This is a genomic window from Candidatus Methylacidiphilales bacterium (assembly GCA_033875315.1).
In the GTDB taxonomy this organism is placed as follows: domain Bacteria; phylum Verrucomicrobiota; class Verrucomicrobiia; order Methylacidiphilales; family CAZTYG01; genus JANRJG01.
In genome coordinates this window covers 49,256-61,681 of record JANRJG010000015.1, presented here as the reverse complement: position 1 = coordinate 61,681, position 12,426 = coordinate 49,256, and the positions used below count along the sequence as shown (strand labels likewise).

Annotated in this window: 11 protein-coding genes; all 11 read left to right on the top strand. The window is 62.5% G+C overall.

Annotated features, from left to right (window positions below; translation table 11 throughout):
- Position 1: 1 nt before the first annotated feature.
- The 11 genes from SFU85_05730 to SFU85_05680 are packed head-to-tail and all read left to right on the top strand — an operon-like array spanning position 2 to position 12,368.
- Positions 2-673 carry an FkbM family methyltransferase gene (locus SFU85_05730; protein ID MDX6766271.1) on the top strand — a complete coding sequence of 224 codons (672 nt, stop codon included), beginning with the start codon at positions 2-4 and terminating at the stop codon, positions 671-673.
- Positions 670-1,896 carry a hypothetical protein gene (locus tag SFU85_05725; protein ID MDX6766270.1) on the top strand — a complete coding sequence of 409 codons (1,227 nt, stop codon included), beginning with the start codon at positions 670-672 and terminating at the stop codon, positions 1,894-1,896. Before SFU85_05730 ends, SFU85_05725 begins: the two co-directional genes overlap by 4 nt.
- Positions 1,893-2,927 carry a glycosyltransferase gene (locus SFU85_05720; GenBank protein ID MDX6766269.1) on the top strand — a complete coding sequence of 345 codons (1,035 nt, stop codon included), beginning with the start codon at positions 1,893-1,895 and terminating at the stop codon, positions 2,925-2,927. The genes SFU85_05725 and SFU85_05720 overlap by 4 nt, the downstream gene beginning before the upstream one ends.
- The gene (locus SFU85_05715; protein MDX6766268.1) at positions 2,917-3,672 is read left to right on the top strand and encodes a PIG-L family deacetylase; all 756 of its coding nucleotides are present in this window, start codon (positions 2,917-2,919) and stop codon (positions 3,670-3,672) included. The genes SFU85_05720 and SFU85_05715 overlap by 11 nt, the downstream gene beginning before the upstream one ends.
- Complete coding sequence (locus tag SFU85_05710) at positions 3,669-4,289, top strand: class I SAM-dependent methyltransferase (protein ID MDX6766267.1); 621 nt, start codon at positions 3,669-3,671, stop codon at positions 4,287-4,289. The genes SFU85_05715 and SFU85_05710 overlap by 4 nt, the downstream gene beginning before the upstream one ends.
- The gene (locus SFU85_05705) at positions 4,286-5,608 is read left to right on the top strand and encodes a hypothetical protein (protein ID MDX6766266.1); all 1,323 of its coding nucleotides are present in this window, start codon (positions 4,286-4,288) and stop codon (positions 5,606-5,608) included. Before SFU85_05710 ends, SFU85_05705 begins: the two co-directional genes overlap by 4 nt.
- Positions 5,605-7,143, top strand: coding sequence for a hypothetical protein (locus SFU85_05700; GenBank protein MDX6766265.1), 1,539 nt, complete (start codon positions 5,605-5,607; stop codon positions 7,141-7,143). Before SFU85_05705 ends, SFU85_05700 begins: the two co-directional genes overlap by 4 nt.
- Positions 7,140-8,300 (top strand): glycosyltransferase family 4 protein, encoded by a 1,161-nt coding sequence (locus SFU85_05695; GenBank protein MDX6766264.1) that lies wholly within the window; start codon positions 7,140-7,142, stop codon positions 8,298-8,300. Before SFU85_05700 ends, SFU85_05695 begins: the two co-directional genes overlap by 4 nt.
- Positions 8,297-9,394, top strand: coding sequence for a glycosyltransferase family 4 protein (locus SFU85_05690; GenBank protein MDX6766263.1), 1,098 nt, complete (start codon positions 8,297-8,299; stop codon positions 9,392-9,394). Before SFU85_05695 ends, SFU85_05690 begins: the two co-directional genes overlap by 4 nt.
- Entirely contained in the window at positions 9,382-11,163 is a 1,782-nt protein-coding gene (asnB, locus tag SFU85_05685; protein MDX6766262.1) for an asparagine synthase (glutamine-hydrolyzing), read from the top strand. Before SFU85_05690 ends, asnB begins: the two co-directional genes overlap by 13 nt.
- Positions 11,160-12,368: a glycosyltransferase gene (locus SFU85_05680; protein MDX6766261.1), complete on the top strand. Its 1,209-nt coding sequence runs from the start codon at positions 11,160-11,162 to the stop codon at positions 12,366-12,368. The genes asnB and SFU85_05680 overlap by 4 nt, the downstream gene beginning before the upstream one ends.
- Positions 12,369-12,426 lie beyond the last annotated feature (58 nt).

Sequence of the window (12,426 nt, the reverse complement as noted above, 5' to 3'; positions counted from 1 at the left end):
AATGAAATCCTTCGTCAAATCCCTCCTCCCCCTGGGACAAGGCCCCCGTCCCAGGCGCATCCTTTCCGGACTCTACCGCGGACTTTGGTTGGAAATCGATCCAGCCTTCGAGACCCAGATCTGGGCCGGTTTATACGAAATGGAAACGCATGCCTCGCTCCGCCGGCTGGCCAAGGGGGCGCATGCCTTCGTCGACATAGGCGCGGGTTCGGGCGAGCTTTCCCTCTGGTTTGCCAAAATCCATCCCACTGCCCCCGTCCTGGCCTACGAACCGGACGAGGCCTGTCGCGAACGGATGAAGCGCAACCTGTTTTTGAATTTTCCCGGGACGCCGCCTGCCCTCACCCTCAGCGGGGAATTCATCGACGACCGGGAAGGAACCGTCTCCTTGGATGAAGTGGCCCGACTGCTGCCTGCCCCGGTGCTCATCAAGATCGACACCGAGGGGGCGGAAGCCCGTATCCTCCGCAGCGGTTCCTCCATTTTGCGACAACGCAAAGCCCGGCTGCTCATTGAAACCCACTCCCTGGAACTCGAAATCGAATCCCTCCATCTCCTCCGGGAATGGGGTTATCAAACCGAGGTCATCCGCCCAGCCGCTTGGCGGAGATGGCTGCCGGAATTCCGGCCACCCCTCCATAACCAGTGGATCGCCGCCACCCCGGTCCCATGAACGCCAAGATTTGTCTGATCACCCCGGGGCACCTGGCCTCAACTCCCCGTTTGGTCCGCGAGGCCCAAGCCTTGCACGAAGCCGGGTATGATATCCATGTCCTCAGCGGGCGGCACTACCCGCCGGTCGAGCCCCTGGACCGGTCGATCCTCGACTCCGTTTCGTGGAAAGTCACCCGGGTGCCGATGCCGCACAACCTCCAGGCCAAGGCACGCCGTGCCCTGGCGCGCTTCTGGCTGAAAACTTCCACCCCCATCCCCGCATCATGGGCCGCCACCGCCCATCATGCCCATGCCTCCACACTTACCGCTGCCGCCTCGCACATACCCGCGCAACTATACATCGGCCACTGCCCGGCCGGCCTGGCCGCCGCCGCCGGGGCCGCCTGCCGCAACCATGCCCGACTGGGATTTGATCTGGAAGATTTTCATCCCACGGAAACAAGCTTCGCCCGTAACGATACCGCCGAGCATCGGGCCCTGCGCATCCTCCTGGCCAAGTGGCTCCCCCTTTGCCACCACCTGACCGCCGCCTCGCCGGGCATCGCCCGCGCAGCGGGGGAATTCACCACCCGCCCCATCCGCCCCGTCCTCAATGTTTTTTCTAAGCGCGATGCCCCCCACACACCCGGACAGGCGTCGTTTTGTCCCGGGGAAACCCTCCGTTTCTACTGGTTCTCCCAGACCATCGGGCCGGGCCGGGGCTTGGAGAATGCCGTCCGTGTGCTGGGCCGACTCCGCCACCCAGCCGAGTTGCATCTGCGCGGATTTCCCGACCCGGGCTTCATCGCGCATTTGCAACAGCTGGCCGCACGGGAACCCCGTCCCTGCCGGATCCTTGTCCTTCCTCCCGCTCCTCCGGATGAAATGGTGCGGCTGGCCGCCGACGCCCACATGGGTCTTTCCCTGGAGGAATCCCAGCCCCCCAACCGGGACCTTTGCTTGACGAATAAAATATTCGCCTATCTGCTCGCTGGTATACCGCAATGGCTCAGTCCGACTTCGGCCCAGTCCGCTTTTTTCCCGGAGATACGCTCGGCCGCCCTGCTGGCCGACCCCGCACAACCCGATGCCACCGCCGCGGCCGTGGATGCCCACTTCAACAACCCCGCCGGGGTGGACCATGCCCGTCGGGAAGCCCGCCGGCTGGCCGAAACCCGCTACTGTTGGGAGGTTGAGCAGACCGGATTCTTGGCTTCAGTCCGGGAGGCCCTGGCCGGATGAAAATCCTCCTCACCGCCGATCCGGGGATTCCGGTGCCCCCCACCGGCTACGGTGGCATCGAACGGATCATCGACGCCCTGGCCCGGGGCTTGGTCGGCAGGGGCCACGCGGTCGCCCTGGTGGCCCATCCCGATTCCACCTGCCCGGGCGTCCGGCTGTTTTCATGGCCCGACCTCGGCACCACCGGACTCACATCTCAAATGCGACAAGCTGCGCACCTCGCCCAAAGCACCCGGCGATTCCAACCGGACGTGGTGCACAGCTTTTCCCGCCTGGCCCTCCTCCTGCCCCTCATGGCCGACCGCCAACCCATGGTGATGTCCTACCAGCGCCACACCGGAGGCGCGGGGGTGCGCATCGCCGCCCTGCTGGGCGGAGCCTGCCTCCGGTTCAGCGGATGCAGTGACTTTATCTGTGACATGGGCCGGAAGGCCGGTGGTGACTGGACCACCATTCCCAACTTTGTCGAAACCGCCGCCTGCACCTACGGCCCGCATGTACCGGCCGATGCTCCTCTGGTCTTCCTGAGTCGCATCGACCGCATCAAGGGCCCGGATCTCGCCATCGCCATCGCCCGCAAAGCCGGACGCCGCCTCATTCTGGCCGGGAACATCCCTTCGGATCCCGGCGGGCAGGCCTTTTGGCAAAAACACATCGAGCCCGAGCTGGGAAAGAACGGGGTGGAATGGGTCGGCGAGGTCGATGATTTCCGCAAAAATGAACTCCTCTCCTCGGCTGCCGCACTGCTGCTTCCCATCCAGTGGGAAGAACCGTTCGGCATCGTCTTTGCCGAAGCCCTGGCCTGCGGCACCCCGGTGCTGACCTGCCCGCGCGGCGCCGCCCCGGAGATCGTCCACCCGGGACAGAACGGATTCTTGTTCCGCACCCTTGACGGGGGTGTCGAAGCGGTGGAACGTTTGTCTTTGATCGATCGCGCCGCCTGCCGCCGGGATGCGGAAGCCCGCTTCAGTGCCACCTCGGCCGTGGAACGTTACCTCGATCTCTACCAAGGATTGCTCCATGATTGCTGACCTGGTCCGAAGACCCTTCCTATCCTTACTTTGGCTCCTGATCCGGGGGGGCAGCCGGACTTGGCCCGATTTCGGGCCCGGTCCGATCCTGGTCGTCGCCCCGCATCCGGACGATGCCGCCCTGGGTTGCGGCGGATGGATGTTGGAAGCCGGCCAACGCGGGAGAGATATCCACATCCTTTGCCTGACGGATGGCGCGGCTTCCCACCCCGGCGATCCTGCCTGGCCGGAGGAACAGCTGCGCCGGGTGCGGCGGATCGAGGAACAGACAGCCGCGACCCACTTGGGCATACCCGCCGAGCGACTGCATTTCTTCGATTGGCCCGACGGGCGGCTGGAACAGCTGGCACAAAACGAACCAGGACGGGTGGCGGAACTTGCCACGTTCCTGGAAAGTCTCCGGCCCTCCATGGTGCTGGTGACCGCGCGGGACGAACCCAGTTGCGAACACCGGGCAGCCTGCCGCATGCTTTATGCTGCCATCGAAAAGAGCCAACTCCGTCCCCTGGTGCTCGAATACGCGGTTTGGGCCCGTTGGTCGCCACCTTCCCTGTGGCGGGCCATGCGGGGTTGCCGGGAATGGCATTACCACTACGTCGGACCGGAAGAAAGAAGGTCGCGCGCCTCAGCGGTGGCCGCCCACGCCAGCCAACACGCGGCACCAGGTCTACCCGGCGGATTTTTCCAGGTTTTCAGGCGACCGGAAGAAGTGTACTTCCACTACGCAAAGGGATTCCCATCATGAATTGGCTGCACAGGGCATGGGAAGCCATCGATTACCGCTTCATTCGGGGACCCAGGGGAGGCGGCAAACCCGTGCCCCAGGAATTCCTCGACCGGGAATACCGCAGCGGAGCGTGGGACCACTTCTGGGGCGAGGATGAAAAAAACCGCCATCTCGTGCTGACTGAAACCATCCTCGCCACACCGGGGACGTTTTCCCTTTTGGATCTGGGCTGTGGCAGCGGCCGTCTCGCCTCCATGATTCCCGCGGAACGCGTCAGCGATTACCTGGGGGTCGATCTCTCCGAGGAGGGATTGGCCAAATCGCGCGCCCTCGGGTTGGGACACTGCCAATTCCTCCGCGCCAATTATGAATCCTGGAACCCCGAGCGGGCCTGGAACTTCATCGTCTTCAACGAAAGCCTGGGCTACGCGGTCGACCCCGCGGCCACCGCAAGGCGCTTCCACCGCCACTTGGCTCCGGGTGGCCGCCTTCTGGTCTCTCATTTCCGCTGGGGCAACCATGCGGCTTTCTGGAAACGCCTCGGACAGAGCTTCACTTTTCCCGTCTCCCGGGAAGTGGCCAACCCCCAAGGTCAGATCTGGGACATCCGGGAACTCCAAGCCCCCGGTCCATGAGGCAGCTTCTCATCATCAGCCCGCATTTCCCCCCGGTCAACGCACCCGACATGCAACGGGTGCGCATGAGCCTGCCCTACTACCGCGCACATGGCTGGAACCCCGTGGTGCTGACGGTCCACCCCAGACGCCAGCACGCTCTCCCTGAGCCGGAGTTGTGCCGGACGGTCCCGGAGGACATCGAAGTCGTCTACTGCGGAGCACTGCCCCAGGCGCTGGCGCACCCTTTCGGCATCCACAATGTGGCCCTGCGGGCCTGGGCGCCACTGTTCCTGCAGGGCTTGGCGCTTTTGAAAAAAAGACGCTTTGATCTGGTCTTCTTCTCCACCACCCAATTCGCCGTCTATCCGATGGGCCCGCTGTGGCAAGCCCTGACCGGAACTCCTTATGTCATCGACATCCAGGATCCCTGGCTGACCGATTATTACTATCAACCGGGTGCTAGAAAGGCGCCCGGCGGCTGGAAGTTCCACTTCAGTTATCTCCAGGCCCAACTGGCCCAGGAACCCATCTACCGCCGCGCAGCCGGTTTCATTTCCGTCTCCAAACGCTACCTCACAGACCTGGAGATTTCCTATCCTTGGATGCGAGACAAGCCGCGTGACACCATCGCTTTCGGCGTCAGCGAAACAGACCTGCAGGCGGCAAAGAAGACAGCACCACAGCCCGGTCCCAGCCCCGCCCGCCCCGGTTTGGTCCGGGTGGTCTATACCGGCGCCGCCGGGCCCATCATGCCCGACGCGCTGCGATGCCTCTTTGCCGGGTTGCGCCTGCTTCGGCAACAAGACCCGGAGGCGGCGGCACGCTTGCGCTTCGAGTTTCTCGGCACTTCGTATGCGCCGGCAGGATTGGCCCAATGCTCCGTCCTGCCGGTGGCCCGGGAAGAAGGACTGGCGGATTTTGTATCCGAAGAACCGGAGCGCATAGGCCATCTCGACAGCCTCCGCATGCAGGCCGGGGCGGACGTCCTCCTGCTCCTCGGTTCCAAGGACCTGGCCTACTCGCCCTCGAAGATTTACCCCTACTTCCTCTCCGGAAAGCCCATGCTTTCCCTAGCATTCCAAGGGAGCGTATTGGAAGACCTCCTGCTACATCTCCGCTGCGGCACCCGTGTCGCGCTCCGTCCCAATGCTCCACCGGAGGAGAGTGCCGAATCCGTGGCCTCGGCCCTGGCCCTCACCGCACGGAATCCGACCGCTCTTGAGACAGGCAGTCGCAATGAGACCGCTTTCCGGAGGGATTTTTTGGCCGAATCACTGACGGTCCGGCAGTGCCAGATCTTCGATCAATCGCTGACCGCCACACAGAAACCGGCGTGAGAACCATTTCCAAGTCCCACCCCACGGAAACGGTTGTTGCGGGCGTCACCGAATCCGTCCTGCTCAGCAACCGGCAGGTACACGCCCTTTTCTGGCTGGCCGCGGTTTTGGTGGTTATCAATTGGTTCAATGTTCACGAGTCTTATGCCATCGAAACCCAACTCGGTTACGGTTTGACCGCCTTCGGGGCCCTTCTCCCCCTCCTGCTCTGGAGCCGCGGCATGGTCCCGGGGATTCCGGTTTTCCCGGCCTTTGTTTTTTTTCAGTTCATGGCCTTTGGCATGCCCCTCCTCAGCCAGCATCCAGGCATCACCGTCCATTCACCCCAGGACCACCTCGACGCCGGAGCCATCGTCGCCGCCGCGCTCCTCAGCGGCACCGCCGGCTGGCTGCTGGCCGGGAACCGCCTCCGACCCAAGGTGGCCTCCTGCCGCCAACTGAATGAGACGGGCGGCGAGCGCATCCTCATTGCCTCCATTTTTCTCGATGCCCTGCTGGACGCGAACAACATTTATGATTGGATCGACATCCCCTCTGGAATTTTTTCCATCCTCCGCGGCATCCTTGGCGGCGTCTCGACTCTGGCCCTCTTTGTCATCAGCAAGCATTGGGGCTCGGGCGAACTCAAGAACAACCTCAAATGGGTTTTTCTGTTCGCGGTGATCCTCAATTTCTTTATCCAAGTCACCACCCTCCTTCTCATCAGTGCGATCAGTGTGGCCTGTATCGCCATCGGAGGGTTCACCCTGGGTTCCCGGCGCCCCCCCTGGCTGGCGATCGGTCTCTTCATTGCATTGATCGCTTTTCTCCACCAGGGCAAGGCTCCGGTCCGCGCCAATTATTGGGGCCCCAACCGCGAGTCTCTCATCACCTCGGTCGATGAAACCTTTGAAATGTACCGGTTCTGGTTCGATTCTTCCGTGGAGGCGATGCAGGAGGGTGGGGGTTCCGATGAACAGGAAGAAAAAGTCTCCGCCTTCCAAAGAGCCAGCCTGATGCACCTCTTTCTTTACGAAAAGAGCATGATCAACAACGGCCTGGATCTCATGTTAGGGTCCACCTACGTCATCATCCCGGAACTCCTGATCCCGCGCTTCATCCACCCGGACAAACCCTGGAGCCTGGAAGGCACCAGCCGCTTGAACATCCACTTCGGCATTCAAACCCGTGAGGAAACCATGGTCACCACCATCGGGTGGGGACTTTTCAACGAGGGCTTTGCCAATTTCGGTTTCTGGGGTGTCGTCGTATTGGGTTTCCTGGCCGGGGCAGCAGCCGGGGCCATCACTTACTATAGCCAGGGCTATCCCTTCCTTTCCCTGCGCAGCCTGACCACCATCCTCGTGGTCAGTTCCTCATTCCAAACCGAGCACACCATGGCCGTGCTGGTCACCTCCCTCTTCCAATCCTACGTCGGCCTGCTGGCCTTCGGCCTGGTTTTCATGAAGGATCTCCCCACCAGGGAATGGATCCTTTTTGTCACCGCCCGGGCCAAAAAGACGGGCGAAGCCAAGAAGCGGAACCTGGCCGTATGAAGATCGCCATCATCACCTCGCATCCCGTGCAATACTACGCCCCCTGGTTCCGCTATCTGGCCGGGCACGGCACCGACCTGCGGGTCTTTTACCTCTGGGACTTCGGAGTCAAGGAAACCCATGACCCCGGCTTCGCCCGGTCTTTCCAATGGGATATTCCCCTGCTGGATGGATATGAACACGAATTCGTGCCCAACGTCGCCACCGATCCGGGCACCCACCATCCCGGCGGACTTGACAACCCGGAATTACAGGAAAGGGTCGCCGCCTGGAATCCCGGGGCGGTCTTGTTGATGGGTTATTCTTGGAAAAGCATGCGTGAATTCATCCTTTCGCGGAAGCGACACCGGACGCCCCTGCTCCTGCGCGGCGACTCCCACGACCTGGCCCGGCCCCGCGGATTGCGGACGGCAGCCGCACGGCTGGCGGCGGGCTGGATCTTCCGCCACCTCGATGCCTTTCTGGCCTGTGGCCAGGCTAATACCGAGTATTTTCTCAACCGGGGCGTCCGGAGGGACCGCATCTTTTTCTGCCCACACACCATCGATGACGGGCGCTTCCAGCGAACCCCGGCGGTCTTGGAAGGTGCCGCCTCCCTGCGCCTGGAATGGGGTCTGCCCCCCGATACCCGGGTCGTGCTTTTTGCCGGCAAATTCGAGGAAAAAAAACGCCCGCTCGACCTATTGCAGGCCTTTCGCATGTCTGGCGTCAAGAACGCCCACCTGGTTTATGTGGGATCCGGCCCGCTGGAGACCCGGCTCCGGGACGAGATCGGCACGGACCCGAAGGTGAGGGTGTTTCCTTTCCAGAACCAGAGCCAGATGCCCGTGGTGTACGCCGCCACCGATCTCCTGGTGCTTCCCAGCTACGGTCCGTCTGAGACGTGGGGATTGGCGATCCAGGAAGCGCTAGCCTGCGGATTGCCCGTGATTGCCAGCAGTCACACCGGCTGTGCCCGGGATCTGATTCAACTGGATCGCAACGGCCTGGTCTTTCCCGCAGGCGATGTGGCGTCTTTGGCCCGTGCCCTGACCCGAGCCTTGGAACCCGGAATCCTTGCCTCGTGGATTCCTTTTTGCCGTTCTGCGCTGGAACGCTACAACCATGAGCAGGCGGCCAGGGGCCTGGCAGAAGCGGTCACCGCCACGCGCGCATGAACAATCAAAGACCACTCGACATTCTGCTTTGTTGTCCAGACTTCTCACGGGAACACGGCGGCATCCAGCAATTCAGCCGCCTGCTCGCATCGGCCCTCCACGCTTCTCCCTCCACCGCCCGCGTGCATATCCTCTCCTACCCCGGGACATCGTCTCCCTTGCACAAAGCTGCCTACGCATTTCGATTGGTAGCTGCCATGCTCCGGCGCTGGGATCTTTGCCTCTTCACCCATGTCGGGCTGGCGCGGACCGTGCCCATTCTGGAACTACACGGTGTGCCCTGCTGGATCTTCGCCCACGGCATCGAATGCTGGAATATCCGGAGGGGAGGTGAACGCCGCTCCCTGCAACGGGCCGCGCGCGTCCTCGCGGTCAGTCGCCACACCCGGGACCGACTTCTGGCCGACCTTCCGGAACTTGACGGACGCTTGGAAGTTTTCCCCAACCATGTCGAGCAGTTCCCCGATTTCCATACACCGCAGGAGGAAGCACGCCGGCAGTTGGGCCTTCCTTCCCAATCCATCCTTCTGTTGACCATCTCCCGCCTGCGTCACGACCGCTACAAAGGACACCGGGAGATCCTGACCGCGTTGGCCGCCCTCGGTCCGGCCCGGCAGAACGTACATTACGTGATTGCCGGCGATGGCGAAGATCGCGAATCCCTTCAAGAAGAGACGCGCCTGCGCGGCCTGGCCGACCGGGTTCATTTTTTGGGCAGCATCGATGAGCGCCAACGGGCCCTGGCCTACGACGCCTGTGATGGCTTTGTCATGCCCAGCACCGGAGAGGGCTTCGGCATCGTCTTCCTGGAAGCCATGGCGCACGGGAAACCCGTACTCGCGGGAGGCATTGACGGATCTCGGGACGCGGTGGATGCACCCGCATGCGGGGTCTTGGTCAATCCCCGTGATCCCGCGGCTGTGGCCGCTGGACTATCCGAACTGCTGTCCGGGATCAGCGCCACTCCTCCACGCTGGCAGCCCCGGCTTTTGCAAGAGTATGTCCGTTCCCATTTCGGTCGCCACAAACTCCAAGAGCGGGTGGACCGTCTCTTGGAAGGATTCACCAAGGAAAAAACACGATGTGTGGGATAGCGGGTTATTTGGGCCGTGATCCGGCAGGGTGGCTCAGTGAGGCCGCCCCTGCCTTGTGTGCCGCCCTGCGCCACCGCGGCCCCGATGCGGAAGGCACCTACCTTGCCCCCTCCGGCCGGGCCCTGCTGGCCCACACCCGGCTCTCCATCGTCGATCTCTCCCCCGCCGGCGCCCAACCGATGTCCGTCGATGGGGTCCGTTATCTGGTGTTCAACGGCGAGATCTACAACCACCCGGCCCTGCGGGAGGAATTGGAAAAAGAGGGGGAAGTTTTCGTCTCGCGCTCCGACACCGAGGTCGTGCTCCGTTTGCTCAGCAGGCGCGGGTGGCCCGCCCTGGCCCTCCTGAGGGGTATGTTTGCCCTGGCCTTGTGGGATGAACGCGAACAAAGCCTCCTCCTGGCCCGGGACGCCTTCGGGATGAAGCCTCTCCATGTGGCCTGTACGGGCGGCGAACTGGCCTTTGCCTCGGAACTCCGGGCCCTGCGACATCTTCTGCCCGGCGGAGTCAGATTGAACCACCGGGGACTGGCGGATTTTCTCACTTGGGGTTGTGAGGGAACGACCGGCCTGATCGACGGGGTAGAATCCCTGCCCCCCGGTGAATCCTGGACTTGGAAGGACGGACGGATCGAGCGAAGATTGTTTTCACAGATCCAGCCGTTTTCCCGGGAAAGCAACACCCGGCTGGAGGATTTCCGGTCAACGTGGCTGGAATCGGTCGCCCTTCACTTTGCTGGTGATGTCCCGGTCGGACTTTTCCTCAGTGGGGGGATCGATTCGGCGGCCGTTCTGGCGGCGGCGGTGGCAGGCGGACGTTTACCCAGCCAGACCCTGACCCTGGACTTTGCCGGGGTGGGGCCGGGGGAATCACGCCAAGCGTCTGCCATAGCCTCACATTTTGGTGCCACTCACCGTGTCATCTCTTTGGGTGCAGCGGAATTGCCCGTCCTGTTCCAGGAGCATCTTCGCGCCCAAGACCGCCCTTCCATGGACGGCTTCAATGTGTATTGCATCACCCATGCCGCCAGACAACAGAACCTCAAAGTGGTTCTTACCGGCTTGGGAGGGGATGAGCTTTTCGGGGGCTACCCCAGTTTCCGCCGAATACCCCTGATGGTGCGCTTGCTCCGCGCTTCACGGATTTCCCGCTGGGCCGGGCCTATACTGGGCCCGATGTTGCCCCATCTCGGCAGTGGCCGGTCCGCAAGGTTGGCCGAGTGGATCTCTGGAGCACCGACCTGGCCGCGGGCTTACCGAAGTTACCGCGGGATCTTCCCTTCTTCCACGGTTGAGGACATCGTCCAACATATGACCGGTCAACCACCTGTTCCGCCACATCTGGAGACACTTCCCTGGCCTGAACAAATGGACCCGCGCAATCGGGTCGCCTGTCTTGAATTCAAACAATACCTCCAGCACCAACTCCTGGTCGACGGGGATGGATGCAGCATGGCCCTCGGGGTGGAACTCCGTCATCCCTTTCTGGACGAGGTTCTGTGGCGGACGGCGGTTTCACTGCCGGTGGCCCGCCGCTATGACCCAGGAAAAGTGGTCTTGCGCGAGTGCCTGCCGGAGCTACCCCGGGAGTTGTTCGAGCGTTCCAAGCTGGGCTTTTCACTGCCCTACGATGCATGGTTGGCCGGGCCTCTGGCCGATTTCCGCGACTATATCCCGCTTGAGTTCAGGCCACTGGCGCAAACGTGGTATCAACGCGTGGCCTTGATCTCCCTCTTCCATTGGCTCAAACACCACCGGATATCCCTGTGAGCAACGCCACCTGCGTTTCGCCCCTGGTTGTGCTGCAAACAGTGGCCTCGGTCAATCCCTACACCGGTGGGCCGGCACAGTCGGTGCCCCATCTCACCCGAGCCTTGGCCAAAGGCGGCATGACGGTCCGGCTGTTGACCCTGGATTACGCCGAACACGGCCCTCTCCCGGTTCTGCCTGCGGGTGTCCTGCATGCGATTGACCCCAACGCGCTCTCCCGTCCCCTGCGGGGATGGTCGCCCGCTTATGCACGGGCCGCCCTTCAACAGGCCCAGCAGGCAAACCTGGTCCACAATCATGGTTTGTGGATGTTTCCCAACCATGATGCCGCGACTGCCGCCCGCACCCATGCACGACCCTATCTCGTTTCGCCCCGGGGCATGCTGGGCACTTGGGCCCTGCAACGCAACCGGCTGGCCAAACGCTGGCTTTACCGGCTGCGGGAGCAGCGCGATCTGGCCACGGCGGGGGCTTTTCACGCCACCTCGGATACCGAAGCCATGGACATCCGGCGGGCTGGTTTCCGCCAACCGATTGCCATTCTTCCCAACGGTGTCCCGCTTCCCGGGGAAAAGATCCCGCTGCGCACCTGGTTGGACGACCAACTGCCGCCGCTGCAAGGCCGGCGATTCGCCCTGTTTCTCAGCAGGTTGCATCCCAAGAAGGGGGTGGATGATCTTCTACAAGCCTGGGCGCGGCTGCCCTTCGCCCTCCGGCGGTCATGGCATTTGATCGTGGCAGGTCCTGATTTGACAGGATGCCTTCCTGCTTTGGAGAAAATCCGGCAACTAGATCCCGATCCCGACTCCATTACTTTGACCGGCAATGTGGAAGGGGAGATGAAGCAAGCCCTCCTGCACCATGCAGAATTTTTGGTGCTGCCGACCAAGGAGGAGAATTTCGGCATCGTCGTGGCCGAAGCGCTGGCCTCTGGCACAGCGGTCATCACGACACATGCCGCCCCATGGGAACCGCTGGTCACACACCGCTGCGGTTGGTGGATTCCCGGACATGCCGAGGCACTCGGACAGGCCCTTGCAGATGCCATGACCTGTTCTCCGGAAGACCTCCGGCAGCGGGGGGAACGAGGACGGCAGTATGTCACCCGGGAGCTCGACTGGAACGCCATTGCCAGCAAGATGGCGGATTTCTACCGTTGGGTGCTTTACCAAGGACCCAGGCCCGATTTTGTCAGCGTGGATTGATCCATTCAGGCTGGCGTTAACCCCCGTTTCTACAGCTGTCTTGCCTCGTTGACTTTGT